The 24,045-nt window shown below is 65.2% G+C and carries 23 protein-coding genes; 14 read left to right on the top strand and 9 right to left on the bottom strand.

The window, feature by feature from the left end:
- Positions 1–31: 31 nt before the first annotated feature.
- The 10 genes from NLM32_RS05045 (at position 32) to NLM32_RS05000 (ending at position 9,678) form a co-directional block, all read left to right on the top strand.
- A complete protein-coding gene (locus NLM32_RS05045) occupies positions 32–850 on the top strand; it encodes a CoA transferase subunit A (protein WP_254128161.1) in 819 nt (272 codons plus the stop codon).
- Complete coding sequence (locus NLM32_RS05040) at positions 850–1,593, top strand: CoA transferase (protein ID WP_254128160.1); 744 nt, start codon at positions 850–852, stop codon at positions 1,591–1,593. The genes NLM32_RS05045 and NLM32_RS05040 overlap by 1 nt, the downstream gene beginning before the upstream one ends.
- Before the next feature lie 218 nt (positions 1,594–1,811).
- Entirely contained in the window at positions 1,812–2,390 is a 579-nt protein-coding gene (locus tag NLM32_RS05035) for a hypothetical protein (RefSeq protein ID WP_254128159.1), read from the top strand.
- Between the two features lie 129 nt (positions 2,391–2,519).
- Complete coding sequence (locus NLM32_RS05030; protein ID WP_254128158.1) at positions 2,520–4,382, top strand: sensor histidine kinase; 1,863 nt, start codon at positions 2,520–2,522, stop codon at positions 4,380–4,382.
- A gap of 284 nt (positions 4,383–4,666) precedes the next feature.
- A complete protein-coding gene (locus NLM32_RS05025; protein ID WP_254128157.1) occupies positions 4,667–6,463 on the top strand; it encodes a tannase/feruloyl esterase family alpha/beta hydrolase in 1,797 nt (598 codons plus the stop codon).
- A gap of 80 nt (positions 6,464–6,543) precedes the next feature.
- Positions 6,544–7,170: a hypothetical protein gene (locus NLM32_RS05020; protein ID WP_254128156.1), complete on the top strand. Its 627-nt coding sequence runs from the start codon at positions 6,544–6,546 to the stop codon at positions 7,168–7,170.
- 125 nt (positions 7,171–7,295) lie between these two features.
- Positions 7,296–8,195, top strand: coding sequence for a LysR family transcriptional regulator (locus NLM32_RS05015; RefSeq protein ID WP_254128155.1), 900 nt, complete (start codon positions 7,296–7,298; stop codon positions 8,193–8,195).
- Positions 8,196–8,219: 24 nt separating this feature from the next.
- A complete protein-coding gene (locus NLM32_RS05010) occupies positions 8,220–8,567 on the top strand; it encodes a DUF3088 domain-containing protein (RefSeq protein ID WP_254128154.1) in 348 nt (115 codons plus the stop codon).
- 107 nt (positions 8,568–8,674) lie between these two features.
- Positions 8,675–9,250: a cysteine hydrolase family protein gene (locus NLM32_RS05005; RefSeq protein WP_254128153.1), complete on the top strand. Its 576-nt coding sequence runs from the start codon at positions 8,675–8,677 to the stop codon at positions 9,248–9,250.
- Positions 9,251–9,360: 110 nt separating this feature from the next.
- Entirely contained in the window at positions 9,361–9,678 is a 318-nt protein-coding gene (locus NLM32_RS05000; RefSeq protein WP_254128152.1) for a hypothetical protein, read from the top strand.
- A gap of 34 nt (positions 9,679–9,712) precedes the next feature.
- Here the strand turns inward: NLM32_RS05000 and NLM32_RS04995 are convergent, their stop codons facing one another.
- Genes NLM32_RS04995 through NLM32_RS04985 form a run of 3 tightly spaced genes read right to left on the bottom strand, consistent with a single transcriptional unit; the run spans position 9,713 to position 12,380 of the window.
- Positions 9,713–10,984 carry an NAD(P)/FAD-dependent oxidoreductase gene (locus tag NLM32_RS04995; protein ID WP_254128151.1) on the bottom strand — a complete coding sequence of 424 codons (1,272 nt, stop codon included), beginning with the start codon at positions 10,982–10,984 and terminating at the stop codon, positions 9,713–9,715.
- Between the two features lie 9 nt (positions 10,985–10,993).
- Entirely contained in the window at positions 10,994–11,698 is a 705-nt protein-coding gene (locus tag NLM32_RS04990) for a RibD family protein (RefSeq protein ID WP_254128150.1), read from the bottom strand.
- A 22-nt stretch (positions 11,699–11,720) separates the two neighbouring features.
- On the bottom strand, positions 11,721–12,380 hold the full coding sequence (locus NLM32_RS04985) for an FABP family protein (protein ID WP_254128149.1): 660 nt from the start codon (positions 12,378–12,380) through the stop codon (positions 11,721–11,723).
- Between the two features lie 239 nt (positions 12,381–12,619).
- Between NLM32_RS04985 and NLM32_RS04980 the strand changes: the two genes are divergently transcribed.
- The 4 genes from NLM32_RS04980 (at position 12,620) to NLM32_RS04965 (ending at position 18,021) form a co-directional block, all read left to right on the top strand.
- Positions 12,620–14,644: a PAS domain-containing sensor histidine kinase gene (locus NLM32_RS04980; RefSeq protein WP_254128148.1), complete on the top strand. Its 2,025-nt coding sequence runs from the start codon at positions 12,620–12,622 to the stop codon at positions 14,642–14,644.
- 288 nt (positions 14,645–14,932) lie between these two features.
- Positions 14,933–16,078, top strand: coding sequence for a helix-turn-helix transcriptional regulator (locus NLM32_RS04975; protein WP_254128147.1), 1,146 nt, complete (start codon positions 14,933–14,935; stop codon positions 16,076–16,078).
- Positions 16,079–16,145: 67 nt separating this feature from the next.
- Positions 16,146–17,288, top strand: a complete 1,143-nt coding sequence (locus NLM32_RS04970) for a helix-turn-helix transcriptional regulator (RefSeq protein WP_254128146.1) — start codon at positions 16,146–16,148, stop codon at positions 17,286–17,288.
- A gap of 118 nt (positions 17,289–17,406) precedes the next feature.
- Positions 17,407–18,021, top strand: a complete 615-nt coding sequence (locus NLM32_RS04965; protein ID WP_254128145.1) for a hypothetical protein — start codon at positions 17,407–17,409, stop codon at positions 18,019–18,021.
- Between the two features lie 150 nt (positions 18,022–18,171).
- Here the strand turns inward: NLM32_RS04965 and NLM32_RS04960 are convergent, their stop codons facing one another.
- From NLM32_RS04960 to NLM32_RS04935, 6 genes are all read right to left on the bottom strand, one after another.
- Positions 18,172–18,420, bottom strand: a complete 249-nt coding sequence (locus NLM32_RS04960) for a hypothetical protein (protein ID WP_254128144.1) — start codon at positions 18,418–18,420, stop codon at positions 18,172–18,174.
- Between the two features lie 188 nt (positions 18,421–18,608).
- The gene (locus NLM32_RS04955; RefSeq protein ID WP_254128143.1) at positions 18,609–19,796 is read right to left on the bottom strand and encodes an ABC transporter permease; all 1,188 of its coding nucleotides are present in this window, start codon (positions 19,794–19,796) and stop codon (positions 18,609–18,611) included.
- Between the two features lie 4 nt (positions 19,797–19,800).
- Entirely contained in the window at positions 19,801–20,961 is a 1,161-nt protein-coding gene (locus NLM32_RS04950) for an FtsX-like permease family protein (protein WP_254128142.1), read from the bottom strand.
- A complete protein-coding gene (locus tag NLM32_RS04945) occupies positions 20,958–21,659 on the bottom strand; it encodes an ABC transporter ATP-binding protein (RefSeq protein WP_254128141.1) in 702 nt (233 codons plus the stop codon). Before NLM32_RS04945 ends, NLM32_RS04950 begins: the two co-directional genes overlap by 4 nt.
- 19 nt (positions 21,660–21,678) lie before the next feature.
- On the bottom strand, positions 21,679–22,620 hold the full coding sequence (locus tag NLM32_RS04940) for an efflux RND transporter periplasmic adaptor subunit (RefSeq protein WP_254128140.1): 942 nt from the start codon (positions 22,618–22,620) through the stop codon (positions 21,679–21,681).
- Positions 22,621–23,204: 584 nt separating this feature from the next.
- Positions 23,205–24,044 carry a bifunctional allantoicase/(S)-ureidoglycine aminohydrolase gene (locus NLM32_RS04935; protein ID WP_254128139.1) on the bottom strand — a complete coding sequence of 280 codons (840 nt, stop codon included), beginning with the start codon at positions 24,042–24,044 and terminating at the stop codon, positions 23,205–23,207.
- Position 24,045: the final 1 nt, after the last annotated feature.

The raw sequence follows: 24,045 nt of genomic DNA, 5'->3' as shown, positions 1-24,045 counted from the left end.
AGGATGGAGAAAACACGGCCGGAGGACGCCCATGACCGAGATCGTTGCGCTGGAGGCGCTGGCTGCGCGCGTTGCATCCGGGCAGTCGCTGGCGATCCCGGTCGACGGTTCTGGCGTGGCGATGGCGGCGACCGCAGCGCTGCTGGAGTCCGGCATCCGTGACCTCAGGCTGATCTGCGTGCCGATCTCCGGCATGCAGGCCGATCTCCTGATCGGCGCCGGCGCGATCGCTTCACTGGAAACCAGCGCCGTGTCGCTCGGCGAAGCCGGCGCTGCACCGCGTTTCACCGCTGGCATCAAGAGCGGCGCCTTCGCGATGCGCGATTCGACCTGCCCCGCGATCTATGCCGGCCTGCTCGCGAGCCAAAAGGGCGTGCCGTTCATGCCGATCGCCGGCATCATCGGCAGCGATCTCCTCGAGGTGCGGCCGGACTGGCAGGTGATCGACAGTCCCGTGGGCGAGGCACGCAAGGTCGTCGTGGTGCCCGCGATCTCGCCTGACGTCGCGCTGTTTCACGCGCCCGAGGCCGACCGCGCCGGCAATGTCCGCATCGGCCGGCATCGCGAGCTCGCCGATCTCGCTTACGCCTCCAGGCGCACGCTGGTCACCGTGGAGCGCATCGTCGAGCGCAATTTGCTGGACAGCGAGGATTCCGCCGCAGGCGTGCTACCCTCGCTCTATGTCGATGCCGTCGCGGTCGCCGCACGCGGCGCCTGGCCGCTGGCGCTGTGGGACGAATATCCGGCCGACGAGGCCGAGATCGCGCGCTACGCGGCAATGGCGCGCAGCGAGGACGGCTTTCGCGCCTATCTGTCGGCATTCCTGACGCATCGCAAGCAGGTGGCCTGATGTCGACCGAGCGCGAGCGGCGCGAGATCCTGATCGCCACCATTGCCGACCTGCTCGACGGCATCCGTCACGTCGCGGTCGGCGCGTCGTCGCCGATCCCCGCGGCCGGCGCCATGCTGCTGCGGGCCCGCAACGAACGCGACGGCAAACCGCCGGTACGCATCTCGATCCTGGGATCGCAGACGCACAATTTCTTCACCAATGGCGGCATCGAGCTGTTCGACTGCGCCGCACAAGGCAGGGTCGACGCCTTCTTTCTCGGCGGCGGCCAGATCGACGGCCAGGGCAACATCAACCTGGTCGGCACCGGCGATTATCCCACCAGCCACGTGCGCTGGCCGGGCTCGTTCGGCTCGGCCTATCTCTATCATCTCATTCCTCGCGTGATCCTGTTTCGCGAGGAGCATTCGTCGCGCGTGTTCGTGCCCAAGGTCGATTTCGTCAGCGCGCGCGCCATCACGCCGGAGGTGCCGCGTCGCGGCGGGCCGCATGCGCTGCTGACCAACATGGCGTTGTTCGATTTCGATCGTGAGGCAGGCGGCTTTGCGCTTCGCTCCGTGCATCCGCCCTTCACCCCGGCCGACATCCGCGAGAGCACCGGCTTCGCCTATCAGGAGCCGGAGGTGGTGCGCGAAACGCCGCGGCCGGATGCCGCAACGCTGTCGCTGCTGCGCGGGCGGGTTTTCACGGAGCTGGCCGAGACTTATCCGGCCTTTGCGCGGACCATGAAACAGGCGGCGTGAGGCGGTCTGCCACGAAAAAAACATCGGTCTGGCGGCATGTGCCTCCCGGGACGGGCTGAAGCGATCGAGGTGAATCGCCGATGGGTGGCGCGGTGGTATTCCAGTCGGGATTGGCGGAGCAAACGGTATCGCAACCAATTTGCGATTCGATGGTTGTTGGGCGGAACCTCTGCCGCTCCGTGGCCCCCTCCTTGGCCCCCTGGCACATGAGCCTGACGATGCGCCTCCGCCGACTGGTCCTGGTTGCCCCCTTCGTTGCTCTCGCAAGTCCTTGTTTTGCCGAGTCTTCCACGGCGATTGCGGTCAACAATCCGCCGGCGCAACAAAATTCCCTCGTCGACATGCTGGCGCTGATGTCGGGCCACTGCAAGACGCTGAAGGTCGCCGGCCGCCCCTTCGCCTGCAAGACCGTGGCCTTTGCCCATGACGACAAGGGCCGGGTCAATTTCGCGGTCGCCGTCGACGATCCCAACGACGAGAACCACGTCGTGTCGTTCTCCGGCGAGAACGGCAAGCGGGCCGACGACAATTCCTACGAGTTGCCGGTCGACCGCATGCTGCTCAACTCCAAGACCCGCCCGAAGGTCGACGGCCTTCCGGTCCCGGCTGCGCAGACCTCCACCGGTAGCTGCCGCCAGACCGGTAATTTCTCGGCCAGGAAGGTGAACGACGTCACCTGCTCTGCGACCGACACCGAAGGCCGCAAGTATGAACTGCTGTTCGTCTCCGACGGTACGCCGGTGAGCGTGCGCCGCATCAGGCAGTCGCAGCCCTCAGTCCAGGATCCGTTCAAGTAGCGGCCCGTCGCCTCACCCTGCCTGACACAGCATCCTTCCGTTGAAACTCCGGGTTGGCCGGGTATGCTCTTTCGCGCGTCCTCATGAGGAAGCCCGATAGCAACCGAAGGCGGGGCCGAGAGTCCAGCAATGCGTATCATCACCGGGCTCGGGCGCATCCTGATTGTCCTCCTGTTCGCTTGCCTGTCGCGTGAATGCAGTGCGGCCGACGGTCCGCGGCAGCGCTCCATCCTGGTGCTGGAAGAAGCCGATTTTCGCTCGCCGTTTTATTCGGAGATCTTTGACGGCATCCGCGCCGCCGCGAAGCAGAACGGCCATGCTCACACCGTGATCTACGGCGAGAGCCTCGATCTCGCGCGCTTCCCCGGACCGGACTACGAAGACAGCCTCGTCGGCCACCTCAAGACCAAATTTGCCGACCGGTCCATCGACGTCATCATTTCGATCGGCGTCGCAGCGGCGAAATTCCTCCAGAAGCACAAGCAGGACATCTGGCCCGCCGCGCCTGTCGTGTACGCCTTCGTGCCCGATCTGCCCGAGGTGCGTGCGCTGTTTCTGCCGGACACGACCGCCATCTTCGCAAGGGTGAGGCCGACACATCTCCTGACGGCCGCGCGCGCGATCGTTCCCGACCTGACCCGTGTCGTCCTCGTCGGCGGTGCCTGGAGGAATCCGCTGGTCTATGGACACTGGAAGCAGGACTTCGCGGCCGCGATGCCCGGTCTCGAGGTCACCGATCTCTCCGACGCCACGCTGCGCGAGGTCCGCAATCAAGTCGCGACCCTGCCCGCCGGCTCCGCGATCCTGACCTCGGCGATGTATTCCGACGGCGAAGGCACCTATTATTCGCCGGCCTCGGCGCTCGCACGCGTCGCCGAGAGCGCGAACCGCCCGGTCATCATCACGTCCGATACGTTCCTCGGGCGATCGGGCGTGGGTGGCTTCCTGCTGCTGCCGGATGTCATCGGACGGGAAGCCGGCGGCGTCGCGGCGCGGATTCTCGCCGGCGAAGCGCCGTCGAGCATCGCAGCCTTCGACGGCGACAACGTCAAGCCGATCTTCGACTGGCGGCAACTGAAACGCTGGAACGTCGACGAAGCCAATCTGCCTCCGGGCAGCGAGGTGCGCTTCCGCGAGCTGGGCTTCTGGGAGCAGTACTATTGGCACACCATGCTCGTTGCCGCCGTGGTGCTGACGCAGGCGCTGATGATCGCCATTTTGCTGCGCGAGCGCAGGCTGCGCTTCCTGGCCGAGGTCGAGGCACGCCAGCGCATGTCGGAACTCGCCCACATGAATCGCCGCGCGACCGCGGGAGAGATGTCCGCCTCGATCGCTCACGAGCTGAGCCAGCCGCTCGCCGCGATCCTGCTCAATGCCGAGACCGCCGGGCACGTGCTGCAGAGCCCGGCGCCCGACCTCGGCGAAGTCAGGGACATGCTGGAGCACATTCGCCGCGACGATCAGCGCGCAAGCGAAGTCATCGGCCGGCTGCGCTCGTTCCTGAAGAGAGACCCGACCGAACGGCGCGACATCGACCTCAATGCGACCGTCGACGAGGTGTTTCGCTTCCTCTCCGTGCAGGCCCTGACCTACGATGTCGGGCTCTCGACGGAGCCGTCGCCTGCAACCATTCGCGTGAAGGCCGACAGGGTGCAGCTTCAGCAGGTGATCCTGAACCTCGTCGTCAACGGCATGGACGCGGTGGCCCATCTTCCAGCCGATCGGCGCCGCGTCGTCGGTCGCACCAGTCTCACCGAGGGCAATCTGGCGCTGGTCTCCATCGCCGATCTGGGCGACGGCATCCTTGCGGGAAAGGTGACCGAGATCTTCAAGCCGTTCTTTACGACCAAGACGCAGGGCATGGGTATCGGCCTCTCGATCGCACGCACCATCGTCGAGGCCCATGGCGGCCGCATCTGGGCCGAGAACGCGCCGTCAGGCGGCGCCGTGTTTCACATCAGCCTGCCACTGGTCGTCACGCGACAGGCGTGATCGCGCACGCGCTGTCGCGAAAGATGCACGGCGCTCATAAATCCCGCCAAACAATTCATTTGCTTTGTCGGCCGCCAAATCCGACTTTCGTATGAAATAACACGACACAATCCGGGGGGATGCTGCGCCCAACTCACCCGCGCATCATTTCATCGATCTCGCTCTCCGATCAAACGTCCGACACTGACAGTCCGGCAATGCGATTTGCCGGATCGACGCGTCATGGCGGAGTGCGCGTGCACCATCTGTCGTCCGAAGTACTGAACCAGAAGAGGGGACCGTTCATGACAGTCAAGCGTGCCAGTATTCAATCGAGATCCACCACAGGGATCGCGCTCGCTCTTGCGGCGGCCGCGATGCTGCTTGCGCCCGGTACGCGCGCCAGCGCCGCGGGCCTGAAGGATCTGCCGTCGATCGCCCCGGTGATGACGTGCAGTTCGCTGGTCGGCGTCGATCTGAGCGATGTCGGCAAGAAGGTCGGCGGCACCGTCACCATCACCTCGGCCGCAATCGTGCCGGCCTCGGCGACGAATCCCGCCGACTATTGCGGCGTGCGCGGCAATATCGGGCCCGGGACCAACTCCATCGTGATGCGCCTGCCCACCAACGCCTGGACGCAGCGCTATCTCCAGACCGGATGCGGCGGCGAGTGCGGCAACGACAATATCAGCTACACGCAATCGACCGGCTGCGTGCCGATCACCAACGGCACGATCGCGAGCGCTACGACCAATATGGGCCACACCGGAGCGCAAGGGCCGACCTGGTCGGTCAACAATCCGCAGGCGCAGATCGACTTCGCCTATCGCGGCGTGCACGTCGCTTCGGAAGTCGCCAAGGCCGTCATCGCGAAGTTCTACGGCAAGAAGCCGGCCTACTCCTATTTCAGCGGCTGCTCGGACGGCAGCCGCGAGGCGCTGATGGCGGCGCAGCGTTATCCGCACGATTTCGACGGCATCGCCGCCGGCGCTCCGGCGAGCGACATGGACGTGCAAAACACCTATCACCACGGCTGGCGCGTTCTCACCAACCAGACCACGCCCGGCACGATACCGATTCCGGCCAGGAACACCTACGTCCTGCTGGCTTCCAAGCTCGCCTATGTCCACGCCAAGTCGGTGGCCGCCTGTGATGCGATCGACGGCGTCGTCGACGGCGTGATCGACGATCCCCGGGCGTGCAATTTCGACACCAAGACGCTGGTGTGCAGCAACAACGGCAACGAGACCGGCTGCCTGACGCAGGCGGAAGCCGACGTCGTCCGCCGCATCCACGATGGCGCCGTGACGGCCGACGGCCAGCGGCTCGAGCCCACCGCCAATTCCGAATGGGGCGGCGAGCTCGACTGGAGCCTGTTCGTGCCGGCAGCCCAAGGTGCCTCCGTCGGCAGCGAGAACTTCGTGAATTCGTGGGCCGCCTACAAGACCTTCCTCAACACCTACAATGCGAGCTGGACGCTGAACGACCTCCAGCTCACCGTGCCTGGCTTCAACAACACGGTGGCAAGCTCGACCGTCTATGCCGCGAACAATCCGGATCTCGGGCGGTTCGCGCGTCATGGCGGCAAGCTGCTGCTGTGGCACGGCTGGGCGGATCAGCACATCCCGCCGCGCGGCACCATCAAGTACTGGCATGCGGTGAACGATTTGCTGGGCGACGATCAGGTCGGCCGGTTCGCCAAATTCTACCTGTTCCCCGGCATGGCGCATTGCGGCAGCGGGCTCGGCCCGAACACCTTCGACATCGTCACGCCGTTGATGTCCTGGGTCGAGACCAACTCGGCGCCGAACGCGATCGTCGCCACCAACACTTCGACCGCGACCTCGCGCCCGGTCTATCCCTATCCGGCGGTGGCGCGGCTGAAAGCCCCCGGTCTCGACCCGAAGGTCGCCGCCAACTTCGTCGCCTACACGCCGAAGAAGGAGCCGCCGGTCAGTGAGTTCGTCGGCAACTATCTGTTCTCGCCCGACTACCCGCAGGCGAAGTGTCATGCCGAGGGGACCACGCTCGTCTGCACCAACGACAAGCGTCACGATGACGGGCATGGCGACGACGGGCGCCACGACGAAGCCCAGAGGTGACGCCACCAAGCTGCGCGCCATGCCCGGGCGGGGCTGGCGCGCAGCGTCTTTCGCACTTTGACAGGGCACGGACAGTGACGATGCGTTTTCCGGTGCTCGTGCTGACGGGCCTGTTCCTGATTGGCGAGGCAAGTCGGGTCTGCGCATCGCCCGGCAGCGAGACCGGCCTTGAGCAGGCGCCCGTGCAGGCACGACGCGGCGGCAATCCTCTGTCGACGGTACCGCTCACCGAGCTCAGCGCAACCGGCGAACGCCCGATCTTCACGCCCGCGCGCCGCCCTTCCCGACCCGTGGCGAGCGAAGCGCCGGCAGCATCCACGCCGCGGCAGGCACAGGCGACGCCGGACAGGCCGGCTCTCTCGCTGCTCGGAACGGTGACGGACGCCGATGGAGCCGGAGGGATCGGCATCTTCATCGACGATATCGCCAAACGCGCGATGCGCCTCAAGACCGGCGAGCAGCATGATGGCTGGGCGCTCCGTCGGGTGCAGCGCGGCCGCGTGGTGATGGAAAAAAGCGGGACACGCGTGACGCTGACGCTGGCGCCACGAGACAGCACGCCGCCCGCGGCCCCGGCTCTCCCCGCGCCGGCCCCTCAACCCGCCGCGGAGCCGGCAATGGCGCGGCCGAGGATGCCTGCCCCCACGCCCGTCGCCGCGTTCGACTGGACCTCGATCCTGCGGCAAGGCGAAGCCGGATCGCATTAGTTGCAGCGTGCCCGGCCTTCGCGCCGTGCTCCCGCGCGAGTTGAATGTTGGGCCCGCGGCGTGCAGTGTGGCCGACGCAAACGCCGGCCCAGCAAGTCCGGTGACAGACGGTGCCGGGGACGGGAATGCGGATCGACTTTCTGGGCCTGCAGGCCTTCGTCAGCGTAGCCGAGCGCGGCAGCTTTCTGCGCGCCGCCGCCCATCTCAATCTGTCGCAGACGGCGCTGAGCCACCGGATGAAGAAGTTCGAGGAGGACCTCGGCGTCGCGCTGTTCGTGCGCACGACGCGGCAGGTCTCGCTCACCCCGGCCGGTCTCGAATTGCTGCCGAAAGCCTGCGCGCTGCTCGACGAATTGTCCGACACGCTCGAAGGCGTGCGCGGGCAAGGCACCAAGAAGGTCGAGCGCGTCACCATCGGGTGCCTGCCGACGATCGCGGCCTACCAGCTGCCGCGGGTGCTGCGCGACTTCAGCGCGGCCTATCCGAACGTATCGGTGAAGATCTACGACAATTCGGCGCGCGAGATCGCGCAGCTCGTGCAATCCGGCACCGCCGAGTTCGGCCTGACCATCGTGTCGCCGAACGTCGCCGACGTCGAGGTCAAGGTGTTGGCCAAGGAGCCGTTCGTGCTGCTGTGCGCCAAGGACGACCCGCTGGCCAAGCGCCGCTTCATCAACTGGTCGCAGCTCGGCAATGCGCCGCTGATCCGGATCAGTCCGCAGGCGGGCAACCGCGTGCTGATCGACGATGCGCTCGGGCACCGCCGCGAGAAGCTGAACTGGCGCTACGAGGTCCAGCACCTCCAGACCGCGGTCGGGATGGTGCTGTCGCATGTCGGCATCGCCATCGTGCCCAAGATCGCCGGCAGCCTGCCGGGCGTCGCCGGCCTCGCTGCCGTGCCGCTGCGCAACCCCAGCATTCACCGCAGCCTCGGCGTCATCACCCGGCGCGACAGACCCCTGTCGCGCACCGCACAGGCTCTGCTACATATGGTGCGCCAGCATTTCGTCTCATTGTTGCGGTGAGAAGCGGCAGTTTCGGAGACGTCCATGACGCGTGATCGGCTGTTTCTGCTGCGCCAGGGTTTCGAAGACCCGGCCTATCCCGGCCGCCGCTTCTTCTGCTGGCACTGCGCGCTGGTCGAAGGTCTGCTCACCTCGTTTCCGGCGCTGGCCGACAGGTTCGACGTCGAGCGCATCGCCTGGCCGAAGCCGCGACAGGATGTGATCGCGCTGGTCGGTGAGGAGAATCAGTGGCTGCCGTTGCTCGTGCTCGCGGACGGCACCACATCGCCGCATCAGACCGGCAGCCATCACGGGCGCGCCTTCATCGCCGACAAGGACGCCATCCTTGCCGCGCTGTCCGAGCGCCACGGCTTTCCTGAACCGCATCCGTAGGGGACAGTGCCGTCCGGGACACGAGCCGTCCCTAAACGAGGGAAAATCGGCATTGCCCAGTCGCGCAATCGCCCAACATACTGCACAAAACCCCGGAATCTCTCGCCATGCCCCATCCCCTTCCCGCCCTCATCGTCGTCGACGTCCAGCGTGCATTCGACGAATGGGAGGCGGCGGGTAAGCGCCGCAACAATCCGGATGCGGTGGCGCGCATCGTTGACCTGCTCGCGGCGTTCAGGGCGAGCGGCGCGCCGATCTTCCACATCCGCCACGAAGGCACCAAGCCGAACTCGACGTTCCTGCCCTCGCGCAGCGGTTACGCCGTCAAGGACGAGGCGCGCGAACAGCCCGGCGAGCCCGTGATCGTGAAGCGCGTCAACAGCGCCTTCATCGGCACCGATCTCGAGACGCGCCTGCGCGCAAGCGACATCGCCACGGTCGTGATCTGCGGCGCCACCACCAATCATTGCGTGGAGACGACGACGCGGATGGCCGGCAATCTCGGCTTCGACGCGGCCCTCGTGCGTGATGCGACCTGGACGTTCGACCGCGTCGGTCCCGATGGCGACACGCATTCGGCCGAATCCATTCACGCGATGACGCTGTCGAATCTCAATGGCGAATTTGCCCGCATCGTGACCACGAACGACGTCGTCTCCTCGCTCGCAGACGTGCGACAATAAATCTCAGCGCGAATGCGCGTTGATCATCTGCGTCGTTTCGACGCCCGCCCTCGCCGGAACGCTGCCAACGCCCATCTGTTGTCACTCGATATCTCAACTGGAGTGATGACATGAAGTATCTCTTTGTCGCGATGGCCATCGGTGCGGCTGCGCTCTCCGCATCCGCGGCCAACGCGGCTGGCGGCGGCAAGGCCGGAGCGAACGCGCAAATCGGCCAGTCGACCGACATCAGCGCGCAGCACAGGCACCGCCATTACGGCCATCGCCATCATCGCTGGCACCCTCATCATCACGGCTACTATCGGCCGCACTATCGCAGCTACGGCTATTATCCACGGCACCAAGGCTATTACGGCGGCGGACCGTACGGTTATTATGGTGGCGGCGGCCCGAGCGTGACGTTCGGCTTCGGCGCCAATCGCTGGTGAGACAAGGGGCCCGCAGAGATGCGGGCCTTCTTTCTCAGCGCTGCAGGATGAAGCCAGCCGTCTCCAGCCCGCTCGCCAGCGCAGCCTCGACCGTGCCCATGTCGCGGCCGCGATAGAGCGCCTCGCCGGAGAACAGCACGGGGCCATCGGCGCGCGCGAGACTCTCCTGCGCCGCGCGCGTCCGCGGCGTCGCCCAGGAATAGGCGCCGCGAGCAAAGCGATCATGCGCCCAATTGGTGGCCGACGCCGCCACGACCTCTCGCGCAATGTCCTCGCGCGGAATGCCGAAGATTGCGGCGAGCGACGAGATCGCCGCATCGATCAGCCCCGGCGAATCGAGATGCGACAGCTCCGCCGTTCGCGGACCGCCGAACCATCCTGTGAGCACGTGATGCTGATCTGGCCGCTGCGTCCACCACACCGGAATCGTCTCGTCCGACAGCAGGAACAGCATATCCGCGAGCTCTTCGCGCCGCTCGCGCCACCATGGCCGCTCAAATCGCAGCAGGATCTTGATGACGCTGCCGAAGCCGATGTCGTCGGCGGCTGCGGCCTTCGCGCGTGCGGCTGGTGGCAGCGCGATCTCGCGCAGCAACGGCAGCGGCACGGTGACGATCACGCGATCGCAGAGTTGCGCCGCGCCGCCCGCGCAGCGGAGAGCGAGCCTGCCATCGCTCTCCTCGATCGCAGTGACCACGGCACTGAGCTGAATGGCGACGCCGGACTTGCGGCACCCGGCTTCCAGAAAGTCGATCAGGCCGCCATAGCCGCCGTCGAGACGCGCCTGCGTCGCGTGTCCGTCATTCATCCATTCGTCGCGCAGCGCCAGTATCGAGGCGCGCTCGGGGTCGGCGGCATCGTAGCCCTCGACCATGCGTTCGACGGCATGCCGCAGGCTTGCGTACTCAGGTGCGGCGAAATGCCGGCGCAGGAAATCGGCGACGGTGAGGTCGTCCGTCAGATCCTTCACGGCGGCATGAAGCCTCTCGTCATAGGGATCGCGCGGGCTCTCCCGCGAGAAATTCTTGCCGTCAAAGCTCCATTGCGCGCCGCCGATCGTCCGCACCGTCAACCCGGCTTCGCGCACGAGGCCGCGCGTGACCGGCGCCTCGCCATGAACGAACTCGGCGCCGCCGTCGGCGGCATAGCCGAACTCCGATGCCGGCAGCGGATGGATGCGTCCGCCACAGCGGTCGCGCGCCTCCAGGATCGTGACCCGCTTGCCGGCACGCGCAAGCTCGCGGGCCGCCATCAGGCCGGCCGCGCCTGCGCCGACGATGACGATATGCTCCGGCGTGTCCGACATTGCCGTTGCTTATCGGCCGGCGGCGTCGTTCTGGATCAGGTAGCGCAGCAACAGCACGCCGCCGCCGAGCTGCCGCGTGCTCTCCAGCGTCATCGCGGTGAGCGGTGCGCGCTTGTCGCTGTCGGCGTCCGTCGAATCGAACACGAAGGGAGCGCCCTTGGCACCGTCGATCGCGGGGCTGAGGATCAGGTTGAATTCGTCGATCAGGCCGGCGCGCAGGAACGCGCCATTGGCGACACCGCCACCCTCCACCAGCAGGCGCTTGACGCCAAGCTCGCGATTGAGGATCTCGACCGCCAATGCCAGGTCGATCTCGGATTGGCCCGCGAAGATATAGGACACGCCCTCGCCGCGCAGGCCGGCGAGATGCGAATCCGGCACGCTCTCGGTGAGCACCACGACGATCGGATCGCCGCCGATATCCGAGCGGCCCCAGCCGATCTTGCCCTGCGCATCGAGCACCACGCCAAAGGTCTTCGCATCGCGCCGCGCGAACCAGTTTTCGCGCGGCAGTTTTTCGCTACTCGTCTCGGGATAGGGCTTGCCCTTGGCGAACTCCGAGCCGGTGACGCGGCCGATCACCCAGGCATCGCCGCCGAGCTCGTCATGGATCTTCTCGAACCAGTCGCTGTGCGCGCCTTTCGGGCGCCAGCGGCTGGGATGCGTGCGACCATCGAGGCTCGAATGCATCAGGCAGATGATGTAGGGCTTCATGCCAATTCTCCGCGCCGGCTTCTCAGGCCGGCTTATTGCCTTTCTCGCGATCGTTCACGATCACCGCGAGCGGATTGAGTTTCGGCCGCGCAACCAGCTTGAGCGTGTTGCTGTCATGATGATTGAACGGCGCCCCGCGGACGAACAACTCGGTCTGGATCTCGTAGCTCCAGCTGCCGTCGTCGTTGAAGGTGATGTCGCAACGGTAACTGTCGGTGCGGAACGCTTGTTCCAGGAAGTCGGTCGAACAGATCCCGTAAGCGGTGTCGCCGCGCTTTGCGGTGACGGAGATTGTCTTGTCGTCCGGCTTGGCCTGTCCGGAGGCCAGCAGCACCTGCCCGCGCGGGATCGCCAGCGTCTGCATGACCAGCCCGGTCGCCGCCTCCCACAGCCAGTAGCCGACCTGGTCGTGGAAGGTGATGTCTTCCTCGGGCGTGTTGATGTGGATGTGATAGCGCAAGCCATAGAACAGCTGCGGCCCGTTGGCCTGCGGGTCGATCGGGTCCATCCGGATGTGCTCGATGAAGGTCCGCCGCTCCGGCCCTTCCGCTTTCGGATTGATGTCGATGCCCTTGTCCGCCTGCCAGGTGCCGGCGAGCCGGCGGAGCGGCCCGAGATTGGCAAGACTGTCGGGCGAAACGTCCTCTTGTTCGGTGAAGATGTCGGCGGGAATGGGGAGCATGGCGACCTCGCATCGTTGCGCAGGGCAGCAATAGCACAAGGGCGGCGCGAATCGAGGGGAATGGAACCCCGCGGCTGCATACGCGTTATGAGACCTTGAGTACGAGTCCTCGATCGTCGGGCTCGAATGGGCAAGGACGCCCATGTCACGCGTCGCGAGGGGGTCCGGTGCTGTCGGAGAAAGCTGCTCGGCAGTCAATCGATGTGGGCTTCCCCTCCGACGGAGGCGAGCTGGGTGCGATGATGCGCACCCTCGATTGGTCGGGCTCGCCGCTCGGCGCGCCCCGCCGATGGTCCCAGGCCCTGAAGACGACAGTCGGCATGATGCTGGCCGCGCAAGCCCAGATTGTCCTGTTCTGGGGCCCCGATTTCGTCGCGCTCTACAATGACGCCTACGCACCGGGCATCGGCGCCAATCATCCCCGCGCCCTCGGTCGGCCCGCGATCGAGAACTGGGGCGAGCTGTGGGACGATCTCGAACCGCTGCTGGCCGGCGTCCGCAATACGCGAAAGACATTCGCGGCGAAGGACCGTCCCTTTTACGTCGAGCGTCATGGCTACGGCGAGACCAGCTATTGGGACGTCTCCTACTCGGCCGTACTCGATGACGATGGTTCGGTCGGCGGCGTACTGTGCCTCGTCTCCGAGACGACCGAACGCGTGCTCGGCGAGGCGCAGTTGCGGGCGAGCGAAGCACGCTACAGGGAGCTCAATGCCACGCTGGAGCAACGCGTTGCCGAACGCACCGCCGAGCGTCATCTGCTCGCCACCATCGTGGAAACCACCGACGGGCAGATCCAGGCGCTCGATCTCGACTACCACTGGCTCGCCATCAACACGTCTTGCGCCGATGCCTATCAGCGCATCTACGGCAAGCGGCCGAAGGTCGGCGATTCCATGCACGAATTCCTGGCCGACCGGCCCGAGCATCTTGCGGCGGCGACGGCGATCTGGGGCCGGGCGCTCGCCGGCGAAGCCTTTACCAACATCGAGGAGTTCGGCGATCCCAAGTTCGACCGCCGCGTCTTTGAAATGAAATTCGAGGCGCTCCGCGCCGCCGACGGCACGCGGATCGGCGCGTTCCTGACCGGCGTCGACGTGACCGATCGTCTGGAGGAGCAGGCGCGGCTCGCTCAGGCCGAGGAAGCACTGCGCCAGGCCCAGAAGATGGAGGCCATGGGCCAGCTCACCGGCGGCGTCGCGCACGATTTCAATAATCTGCTGACGCCGATTGTCGGTCTGCTCGACCGGTTTCAGCGCCGGGGCATTGGCGACGAGCGCGAGCATCGCCTGATCGCCGGCGCCATCCAGGCCGCCGACCGCGCCAAGACGCTGGTGCAGCGCCTGCTGGCCTTCGCCCGCCGGCAACCGCTGCAGGCCGTGCCAGTCAACATCAGCCGGCTCGTCACCGACATGGGCGAGCTGATCTCCAGCACCACCGGGCCGCAGATCCAGGTGACGGTGGATACGCCGGAAGGACTTCCCGAAGCCATGGCCGATCCCAACCAGATCGAGATGGCGATCCTGAACCTCAGCGTGAACGCGCGTGACGCCATGCCCGACGGCGGAAGCTTGCGCATCTCCGCCAAGGCCCGGACGATCGAGCGCGCACACGGCTCGGACCTGGCGCCCGGCACCTATGTCTGCATCTCCGTTGCAGACAATGGCATCGGCATGGATGACGAGACGCTGGCCCATGCCGTCGAGCCGTTCTTCTCGACCAAGGGCATCGGACAAGGCACAGGCCTTGGCCTCTCGATGGTCCACGGTCTTGCTTCGCAGCTCGGCGGCGCGCTGACGATCAAGAGCGCCGTGGGGGCAGGCACCACGGTCGAGCTGTGGCTGCCGGTCAGCCACGCGGCCGCCGGCGCGATCGATGCCGTCACGCAGCCCAGACTGCGACCACTTCCCGCCGGCACGGCACTGCTGGTGGACGACGAGCCGCTGGTGCGCATGAGCACCGCCGAGATGCTGAGCGAGCTCGGCTACAGGGTCGTCGAAGCCAGCTCCGCCGAGGACGCGCTTCGCCGCGTCAGGGACGGCCTGCGGCCGAACCTGCTGGTCACCGATCATCTGATGCCCGGCATGAGCGGCACGGACCTCGGCCTCGCGCTGCGCAACCAATATCCCGAGATCCAGGTCCTCGTCGTTTCAGGCTACGCCAACAACGAAGGCATCACGCCGGACCTGTCGCGGCTGACAAAACCGTTCCGGAGCGACGAGCTGGCGGCGAGCCTGGCTAATCTCGCAAAGGCCGGGCGGTAGGGCGAAGAGCGGTCGTGCATGCACGGCATCGCTTGTGCCGCAGTTTTAGTCAGACCTCGCACCGATACAGCACCGGCTTCCGGCCGTACGGGCACGCGCATGCGATCCGCGTAAAATCCTCGCAGCCATCCAAATGTTTGTGCTCGGCACTCCCATTGCGTCGCGGAGTCGCAGTGGTAATAATTTGACACGTGAGACTTGCCTCACGGACCGCGACTTCAGCCACCGGGGGATGATGCGGTTCCCGAAGTGACTTTTGAGCGACATTTTTCAAGTGAGTGGTTCGGAATGCAGCAGGCCTCGGTCGAGAAATTCTCTGACCTCATCGGCGCGATCTACGATTGCGTAATTGCCCCCGAACAGTGGACGAGGGTTCTGAACGAGATTCGCACGGAGTTCGGGTTCGCGACCGCGATACTCTCGGCATGCAGCCTGACAAACCGGACGATCGGAGTAAATGCGGCCGCTGGAACCGCCCCTGTCCAGACGTTAGCCCAGTACAGCATCGAGTATGCGGCTGATATCGTCGAACTCTGGGGCGGCGTCGAGCGCATTCGGCAATATCCGCTTGGAGAACCGATCATTCGATCCCAGGCGGTTCCGGAGGAAATGATTCTCGGCAATCGCTATCATCGGGAATGGGCCAAGCCCAAGGGTTTGTCCGACGCCGTCGGCGTCGCCCTTGTTCGCGACAAAACGATGATCGGTAATGCGACATTAGCTCAGCATCAATCGGCCGGCCCCATCGAGGATGCGCAGGTCCACGGATTGCGCGTTCTCGCACCTCACATCCGCCGCGCCGTGACGATCAGCAATCTGTTCGACATGAAGACCGTGGAAGCCGCGACATTCTCCGCGACCGTGGAGGCCCTGACAGCAGGTGTCGTCCTGGTGGACGAGGATTCGAAGATCGTTCACAGCAACGCAGTCGCCACCGCGATGCTCGCGGCCGGCGATCCGATTTTGACGCGACATGGCCGGATCGCGGTTCAGTCCACGGCGACGACCACCTCATTGCAATCGGCCATCGCACAGGCCGCGAAGGATGAGGCGGCCCTCGGCCAGAAGGGCATCGGCATCCCGATCCTTCGACCAAGCGGTGATCCTCTCGTCATCCACGTCATGCCGCTGCGACGCGGCCCCGTGCGGGCCCGCCTCGCCCAGCGCGCCGCAGCCGCCGTGTTCGTGGCCTCAGCCTCCGGACCGCCGCAGATGTCTCATGTCGCGCTCAACCAGCTCTATGACCTGACGCCGGCCGAGATCCGCATCTTCGAGCTGATCTGCGAAGGACACACACGCGACGCGATCTCGGGTTTGCTCGGCGTGTCCGTCGCCACCGTGAAGAGCCATCTGCTTCATGTGTTCGAGAAGACAGGCTGCCGCCGCCAGGTCGACCTGGTCAGGCTCGCCAAGTCGCTGACATTCCCGGTGTGAAGCGCGGCTCGGCCATGAGACGTCCGCCATCGGCGGATGAGGTGATTTTTGAAGTGAGTGGTTGGGAATGCAGCAGGTTTCGGTCGAAGAATTCTCGGATATCATCGGCGATATCTACGATTGTGTCATCGCCCCCGAACACTGGACCGACGTTCTGGAGGTGATTTGCGCCAAGCTCGGCTTCGCCACCGGCGCACTCTCGGTCGCCAGCCTCACCAACATGAAGGCCGCGGTCAACGCAGTCTCCGGATCCAACCTGGCTGAGATGGCCCAAAATGCGATCGGCTATGGGCCTGAGATCATCGAGCTCTGGGGCGGCGCCGCGCGCATTCAGCAATACCCGCTCGGAGAGCCGATCGTTCAATCCCAGGCCGTCCGGCAGGACATCATCGCTGCCAATCGCTATTATCGCGAATGGGCCCTCCCCAAGGGCCTGTTCGACGCCGTCGCTGTCGGCCTCGTTCGCGACCGGGCGATGGTCGGCAACGCGATCTTCAGCCAGCATCAATCGGCCGGTCCCATCGAGGATGCGCAGCTCGGAGGGTTGCGGCTGCTGACGCCGCACATCCGCCGTGCCGTCACCATCAGCAATCTGTTCGACATGAAGAGCGTGGAGGCCGCGACATTCTCCGCGACGGTGGAAGCGCTGACGGTCGGCGTCGTGCTTGTCGACCAGGATGCGAAGATCGTCCACAGCAACGCCACGGCCACCGCAATGCTCGCGGCCGAAGACCCGATCATGGTCCGACAGGGCCGGATTGCGGCTCCGTCCGCGACCGCGACCAGCTCATTGCATCAGGCGATCGCACAGGCGGCGAAGGACGAGGCGGCGCTCGGCCAGAAAGGCATCGGCATCCCGATCCTTCGCGACAGCGGCGACCCGCTCGTCATCCACGTGCTGCCGCTGCGGCGCGGCCACATGCGCGCCGGGCTGATCCAGCGCGCGGCCGCCGCCCTGTTCGTGGCGACAGCCTCCGGCCCGCCGCAGATGTCCCACGTCGCCCTCAACCAGCTCTACGATCTGACGCCGGCCGAGATCCGCATCTTCGAGCTGATTTGCGAGGGCCACACGCGCGACGCGATCTCGGGACTGCTCGGCGTCTCCGTCGCCACCGTGAAGAGCCATTTGCTTCATGTGTTCGAGAAGACGGGACGCCGCCGCCAGGTCGATCTGGTCAGGCTGGCGAAGTCGCTGACATTTCCGGTGTGAGCGGCGGAAGCCCCGACATCCATCAACCCTTCGTGACCGCATAGAAAATTCCGATCCGTAACATTCCGGCAAGCAGAACGTAGCTGCCCATGATGATCCATCATCAGAGGGAAGAATTATGAATTGGAAATTGACTGCCGCAGCGCTGGGCTTCGGGATCGTGATCCTCAATGGCTTCAATGGTGCGGCCATCGCGGCAGACGCCGTGCGCGTTCGCGGCGTGATCGAGGCGACGGACGGATCGAAAATGACCGTCAAGACCCGCGAGGGCGCATCGACAGCGATCGCATTGGCCGCCGCCGTCAAGGTCATGGCCGTCGCGAAGGCGTCCGTCGAAGACATCAAGCCCGGCGATTTCGTGGGCATCGCTTCATTGCCCAAATCAAAGGGTGGCGACGGCGCCGTTGAAGTTCTCATTTTCCCGGCGGCCATGAAAGGCACCGGCGAGGGCAGCTATCCCTGGGATCTGAAGCCCCAGAGCACGATGACCAATGCCACCGTCTCGAATGCCGTGAAGGAAGTCGATGGGCATGAGGTCACGGTGAAGGTCAACGGAAAGGACAAGAAGATTTCCGTTGCGGACGGCACGGTCGTCGTCACCCTGGCGCCCGCGACTGCGGCGGACCTGAAGCCAGGCACCACCGTGTTCGTACCCACCGAACGCGGCACTGACGGCACGCTTACCGCGGGCTTCGTCATCGTCGGCGCCAACGGCATCGTCCCCCCGATGTAACGAGACCCAACAAGCTGCGGTGACGGCGCTCTCAACTCAGTGATTTTGCACGCGAGCTCGACCGCCCGCGGTTCGGGCATGCATTGGGAGTGCCGTCACCTCGGGTTCGCCCGGCGTGCCGTCGGTATCCGGCGTGAGGCGGAGACGTTCTCAGGCCGCTTCCGACGCTGATCTTGCACGCTGCTCGAGCACGCCGATCGTCGAGACCAGATTGTCGCGTCGTGCGCGAAGGTTCGCCGCGAGCGCCGGATAGGACGGCTGCTGCGCGTCGAACACCCCGGCCCTTGCCTCCTCCTCGAGGAGGTCGGTGTTAAGCAGCCGGACGCGCCACCACAAATCGGCGATCAACGCGTCGAGCCGAATTTCTCCATCAGCACCAGAACGGGACACTTCCTGCATAACTTGCCTCAACCTGACACGGCCTCCCTGCTGAGGCCTGGCTTTGGTGCCAACTGAGCAAGCGGAGTGCCAGCAAGGGGCGAGCGGAATCCGGTTCCGGAATTAACCAAGCGCTTCGCAATGCCCTCGTGTCGGCGGAACCGGCTTGATCAAGATCTGACGCTTAAGCCGAAAGGCGCGGAGAGCAATCAGCCATAGAGCCCGGTGACGATCGGCATGCGGGCGGCGCGGAGAGCGGGAAACAGTCCGCCGATCAGGCCGACCACGAGCGCGAGCAGCAGGCCCTGACCGATCAGCCGCGGACTGAGCTGGAAGTTGAACACCACCTGGCTGAAGCTTGCACCCATCGTCGAGGCCGTGAAGCCGTCAAAGACGAGATAGGTGGCTGCGGCCCCGATCACGCCGCCGACCGCGGCCAGGATCAGCGACTCGACCATCGTGCCGATGAATGTCGAGAAGCCGCCGAACCCGATGGCGCGCAGGGTCGCGATCTCGGTCGCCCGTGCCGCGACCGAGGAATACATGGTGTTGAGCGCGCCAGCGAGCGAGCCAAATGCCATCGCGATCGCCAGGGGCCAGCCGAGCTTCTGGATCAGGTCCGACGTATTCGACGCCTGCTGGGCGAAATAGGCGGCCTCCGACATCACGTCGAGCTTGAGGCGCGGATCGTTGTCGCTGTATGCGCGCAACGTCTCGGTCGCGGCCGGGCTGGTCAGCCGCGCGCGGACGGTCTGGACCGAGCCGGCGCGCTTGAACAGGCTCTGCAGCACCGGCAGATCGGCCCAGATCTCCGATTCGAACACGCTGCCGTCGGCGCCGAAGATTCCGACCACCGTCCACCGCGTATTGTTGAAGGTCACCGTCTGGTCGAGCTCGAAACCCTCGAATTCCTTGCCCAGCGCCCTGCCGACGATGATCTCGTTGCTGCCCGGATTGAACATCCGGCCGGCGGTCATGACGACGCCACGACGCAGCGCGGGGCCCTGCGGGCCGAGGCCGCGCAGCGGCAGGCTCGCCTTGGTCCCGGTGCTGCGCTTGATCCCATTGACCGTCAGATAGAGCTCGGCGGACGTCTGCGGCTTGCCGTCGGATCCCCTGGCAATGCCGGGACCGTCCTCGATCAGCCGGACCTGGTCGCGCAGGACGACACTGTTGATCTCCGAAACCGCGCCGCTGCGCAACACCACGGCGACATCCTCCGCGCCGGAATCCGCGATGGTGCGGCGGAATCCATTGGCCATGGAGAGAAACGCCAGGAGTACCGTGACGACGAGGCCGACCGCGATCACCGTCGCCAGCGACAGCCACAGGCGCTGTGGCAGGCTCTTGAGATTGATGGTGGTGACCGCCAGGATCTGCAGGAAGATCGAGCGCATCGGATCAGCTCCGTCCCAGCGCGGTGACGATGTTGAGGCGCATCGCGTTGAGCGCCGGCACCAGGCCTGTGATGATGCCGAATACGACCATCAGCCCGACTGCCGCCGCGGCGATATCGGGGTATAGCGACAACGTCGGAACGAAGCTCATCAGGCTGTCCCGCACTCGCGTGATCAGAAGAAGCGCGACGCCTAATCCGGGCAGCCCGCCGAGCAGCGCCAGCAGGATCGATTCGCCGAGCACCATGCGCAGGATGCGACCACCGGAAAAGCCCAGCGTCTTCAGCACGCCGATCTCGCGCGTGCGCTCGCGCACCGTCATCACCATGGTGTTGCCGACGATCATCAGGATCGTCACGAAGGCCGCCCCGACCACCAGCTCGACGATCAGCGCGATGTTGCCGAGCTGGGCGGCGAATGCCTTGTTGAAGGCCTTTTCGCTGTCGGTCGTCGTCTCATAGGGGGAATTGGCAAACATCGCGTCGATGGCGTTGGTCACGCGCTCGTTCGCGGCCACAGACGTGGTGCGCAGCGCCAGCCAGTTGATCAGGTCCTTGCCGAACGAGCGGGTCTCGTTGAAATAATCGTAGCCCATCAGCATGACGTTGGTGTCGGCCTGCGGAATGCGGGCGGTGAAGCTGCCGACGATGATGAAGTCCCAGGCGTGCGAGCCGTTCTTCTGGGACCAGACGCTGCTCGAGATCGGAATATGATCACCGACCTTCCAGCCCCACTTCTCCATCATGCGCGCCCCGACCAGAACGCCGGTACGCTCGCGGATGAAGGCCGCGCGTGCCTCGGGAGAAAACACGAAGTCGCTGTCGCGAAGCTTCATCCAGTTCTGCGGGTCGACCGCAAAGGCCGCGATAAAGTTCCTTGGCTCCTGGTAATAGCCCCCGAACCAGCTGAAGTGGGTGATCTGGGCGACGCCGTCGATGGCGGCGACGCGATTGTAATAGGAAATCGGCAAGGGCTGGGTGAAGTTGATCTTGTTGAGGACCACCAGGCGGTCGGGCGTGGCGCGGTCCTGGCCGGCGTTGAAGGCGCGCTCGAAGCTCGCCAGCACACCAAAGATTGCGAAGGCGATCAGGATCGAGACCATCATCAGGATGGCCCGCAATTTCCGGCGGAACAGATTCTTGCGGATCAGGACCAGGTCGTTCACGCCGCGAGTTCCTTCTCGATGAAGTGGCCCTTGTCGAGATGCAGCGATCGCTTGGCGTATTGCGCCGCCGCCGGGTCGTGGGTCACCATCACGATGGTCTTGCCGAGATCGCGGTTGAGCACTTGCAGGATCGACAGGACCTCGTCGGCGGTGGCGCGATCGAGATCTCCGGTCGGCTCGTCGCACAACAGCAGCGCCGGATCGGAGACGATGGCGCGCGCGATGGCGACGCGCTGCTGCTGCCCACCCGACATTTCCTTGGGATAGTGCTTGACCCGATCGGCGAGCCCGACCACGCCGAGCGCGGTCTCGACCCGCTGGCGCCGTTCCTTGCGGCCGAGCCGCGTCAGCAGCAGCGGCAATTCGACATTCTGCGCCGCGGTCAGCATCGGCATCAGATTGTAGAACTGGAAGATGAAGCCGATATGCGATGCCCGCCAGCGCGAAAGTTCGCTCTCGGACAGGCGGTCAAGGCGTTCACCGGCGACTTCGATCCCGCCTGCGTCGGACCGATCAATGCCACCGAGCAGATTGAGCAGGGTGGTCTTGCCGGACCCCGACGGTCCCATCACGGCGACGAAATCCCCGCGTGGAATGGCAAGGTTGAGGCCATCGAAGATGGTGATCGTCTCCTTGCCCTTGGTGAACCGCTTGGACAAATCGACGATGCCAATCATCGGGTCGGTTGGCGATAACATGGGTCTTGCTCCCGCGCGCTTAAGGGGGATCGGAGCGCGCCGTGGCAGGCGCGCCGTCTTCCACGAATGTCACCTTGATCGCCATGTCCGGCAGAACGCGCCTGTCCTTCACATCCATGCCGACACGGACCTTCACGGTCGCCTTCTCGCGATTGGCGGTTGGCACGATGGCGATGACGGCGCCAGGGATGCGCCAGTCCGGATAGGCATCGAGCACGGCTTCGACGCGGGTGCCGGCATGCAAGCGGCCGATCGAGGCTTCGTTGACGTCAACCTCGATCTCGATCGAGTCCATGTCGACGATGGTGCAGATGCCGGTGCGGGTGAAGCCGCCGCCGGCCGACAGCGGCGAGATCATCTCGCCGGGTTGCGCGCTGCGGTCGACCACGATACCGGCGAACGGAGCGCGGATCCGGTGCTTGCCGAGCACCTCGCCAAAGCGCTGGGCCTCGAGCCGGGCCGCCGCAAGCTGGGCCTCCGCCTGGCGGAGCTGGGCCCGCAGCACGCCGGCTCGAGCCTGCGACTTGGTCAGGTCGGCTTCGGTGGCATAATTCTTTCCCGACAGCGTCTGGGTTCGATTGAGGATTCGCTCGGCGTCGGCCAGATCGGCGGCAATCGCGGCCATGGCCGCTTCGGAGGCCTCGGCGCGCGCCTGCGCCAGCGCGTAGTCCTTGTCGGCCAGGACATCGTCGAGCCTGGCGAGAACCTGGCCGGCCTCCACCACCATGCCCTCGTCGACCAGGAGTTCGACGACCTTGCCCGTGACCTCGGCCGCGACCGTGGCCTTGCGGCGTGCCACCACGTAGCCCGACGCGATCAGGCCGCCCGCACCGGTCGCGACCGATTGGGCTGGACGCTCCTGTTGTGCGACCTGGGTGGATGGGACCTCGGCAGCCGGCGCCTGCGCGGACGGCGACAAACCGCCGAGCCAAAGCACCGTGCCGCCTCCCAGCACAAGCACTGAGACCAAAATCCCGATGGCTGGCAGCAGCCAACTTTTTTTCCGCCGCAACGAAGGCCCGGCCGGTGGGGACCGTTCGATGACGAGCGAGCGTAACGATCGCGTCCTGTCATCCATCCGACCACAGGCCCCCGAGTAGGACAGTCGATATTATGCAACACATCCTTGGCATGAGCAATCTTCTGCCGCAACTATTAGGTGGTCTCGCTTCGGTGAGTCGGCGTTTGACTGCATCGGCTCAACTCCGACATCCCTTCGAGAAAAGAAGATCTATCGCGCGCGGCAGGTTCGTTCTCGCCCGATGCAGAATTCGGCTAGCCGATTCCTGGCCGGATCGGCCGATTCTGAAATTCTCGTCGGTGTCCGATGCCGTTGCGGCCGACCGGCTGAGTGCGTCGCGGCACAATTCAGTCGGCGTCAGGCCGGTTTGCCTTGGCCTCATTGATGCGACAACGTTTGAGAAAAGCAGCGACACTGCGAATTTTAGTCGCATGCTCTCCCAACTGAACGACCTGGGCGTGCTGAGGGAAGCCCCCCAAAGAGAAGGCCAGGGCCCATCGAGCGGGCGGCCAATGTACGCAAGACTAAATCAGCGGCGCACCCTGCCGCAGATTCATGTGGCGGTTGACGTCCTTGTAGAGCAGATAGCGGAACCGGCCGGGGCCGCCTGCGTAGCAGGCCTGCGGGCAGAACGCGCGCAGCCACATATAGTCGCCGGCCTCGACCTCCACCCAATCGCGATTGAGGCGGTAGACCGCCTTGCCTTCGAGCACGTACAGCCCGTGCTCCATGACGTGCGTCTCGGTGAAGGGGATGGTCGCCCCCGGCTCGAATGTCACGATGTTGATGTGCATGTCATAGCGCATGTCCGAAGGATCGATGAAGCGCGTGGTGGCCCATCGTCCCTCCGTATCAGGCATCGGCACCGGCGCAATCGAGTCTTCGTTGGTCACGATCGCCTCGGGCTCGGCCAATCCCGGAACGCGTTGATACAGCTTGCGGATCCAGTGCAGCTTGGCCGGGCCTGGGCCGCGATTGCGCAGGCTCCATCCGCACCCGGGCGGCACATAGGCGAAGCCGCCGGCTTTCAGCTCTCTGTCCTTGCCTGCCAACTTGAGCGTGACTTGCCCGCCCGCGACGAACAGCGCACCTTCGGCGTCCTTCTCGGGCTCAGGGATTTCGCTACCGCCATTCGGAGCGATGTCCATCAGGTAATGCGAGAACGTCTCGGCGAAGCCCGAGAGCGGCCGCGCCAAAACCCAGACACGGGTGTTGTCCCAGTGCGGCAGATGACTGACGACGATATCGCGCTGCACGCTGTTGGGAATGACGGCGTAGGCGGTCGTAAAGACCGCGCGGCCGCTGAGAAGATCCGTCTGCGGCGGCAGACCGCCCTGCGGGACATGATAGGTTCGCGATGACATC

The sequence above is a fragment of the Bradyrhizobium sp. CCGUVB14 genome, assembly GCF_024199935.1.
Lineage (GTDB): Bacteria > Pseudomonadota > Alphaproteobacteria > Rhizobiales > Xanthobacteraceae > Bradyrhizobium.
This window is presented reverse-complemented; position numbering and strand designations above follow the sequence as displayed.

Bases quoted from the DNA above. Each gene is read 5' to 3' on its own strand.
- NLM32_RS05045 (WP_254128161.1), top strand. From the start codon at position 32: ATGACCGAGATCGTTGCGCTGGAGGCGCTGGCTGCGCGCGTTGCATCC.
- NLM32_RS05040 (WP_254128160.1), top strand. From the start codon at position 850: ATGTCGACCGAGCGCGAGCGGCGCGAGATCCTGATCGCCACCATTGCC.
- NLM32_RS05035 (WP_254128159.1), top strand. From the start codon at position 1,812: ATGCGCCTCCGCCGACTGGTCCTGGTTGCCCCCTTCGTTGCTCTCGCA.
- NLM32_RS05030 (WP_254128158.1), top strand. From the start codon at position 2,520: ATGCGTATCATCACCGGGCTCGGGCGCATCCTGATTGTCCTCCTGTTC.
- NLM32_RS05025 (WP_254128157.1), top strand. From the start codon at position 4,667: ATGACAGTCAAGCGTGCCAGTATTCAATCGAGATCCACCACAGGGATC.
- NLM32_RS05020 (WP_254128156.1), top strand. From the start codon at position 6,544: ATGCGTTTTCCGGTGCTCGTGCTGACGGGCCTGTTCCTGATTGGCGAG.
- NLM32_RS05015 (WP_254128155.1), top strand. From the start codon at position 7,296: ATGCGGATCGACTTTCTGGGCCTGCAGGCCTTCGTCAGCGTAGCCGAG.
- NLM32_RS05010 (WP_254128154.1), top strand. From the start codon at position 8,220: ATGACGCGTGATCGGCTGTTTCTGCTGCGCCAGGGTTTCGAAGACCCG.
- NLM32_RS05005 (WP_254128153.1), top strand. From the start codon at position 8,675: ATGCCCCATCCCCTTCCCGCCCTCATCGTCGTCGACGTCCAGCGTGCA.
- NLM32_RS05000 (WP_254128152.1), top strand. From the start codon at position 9,361: ATGAAGTATCTCTTTGTCGCGATGGCCATCGGTGCGGCTGCGCTCTCC.
- NLM32_RS04995 (WP_254128151.1), bottom strand. From the start codon at position 10,984: ATGTCGGACACGCCGGAGCATATCGTCATCGTCGGCGCAGGCGCGGCC.
- NLM32_RS04990 (WP_254128150.1), bottom strand. From the start codon at position 11,698: ATGAAGCCCTACATCATCTGCCTGATGCATTCGAGCCTCGATGGTCGC.
- NLM32_RS04985 (WP_254128149.1), bottom strand. From the start codon at position 12,380: ATGCTCCCCATTCCCGCCGACATCTTCACCGAACAAGAGGACGTTTCG.
- NLM32_RS04980 (WP_254128148.1), top strand. From the start codon at position 12,620: ATGATGCGCACCCTCGATTGGTCGGGCTCGCCGCTCGGCGCGCCCCGC.
- NLM32_RS04975 (WP_254128147.1), top strand. From the start codon at position 14,933: ATGCAGCAGGCCTCGGTCGAGAAATTCTCTGACCTCATCGGCGCGATC.
- NLM32_RS04970 (WP_254128146.1), top strand. From the start codon at position 16,146: ATGCAGCAGGTTTCGGTCGAAGAATTCTCGGATATCATCGGCGATATC.
- NLM32_RS04965 (WP_254128145.1), top strand. From the start codon at position 17,407: ATGAATTGGAAATTGACTGCCGCAGCGCTGGGCTTCGGGATCGTGATC.
- NLM32_RS04960 (WP_254128144.1), bottom strand. From the start codon at position 18,420: ATGCAGGAAGTGTCCCGTTCTGGTGCTGATGGAGAAATTCGGCTCGAC.
- NLM32_RS04955 (WP_254128143.1), bottom strand. From the start codon at position 19,796: ATGCGCTCGATCTTCCTGCAGATCCTGGCGGTCACCACCATCAATCTC.
- NLM32_RS04945 (WP_254128141.1), bottom strand. From the start codon at position 21,659: ATGTTATCGCCAACCGACCCGATGATTGGCATCGTCGATTTGTCCAAG.
- NLM32_RS04935 (WP_254128139.1), bottom strand. From the start codon at position 24,044: ATGTCATCGCGAACCTATCATGTCCCGCAGGGCGGTCTGCCGCCGCAG.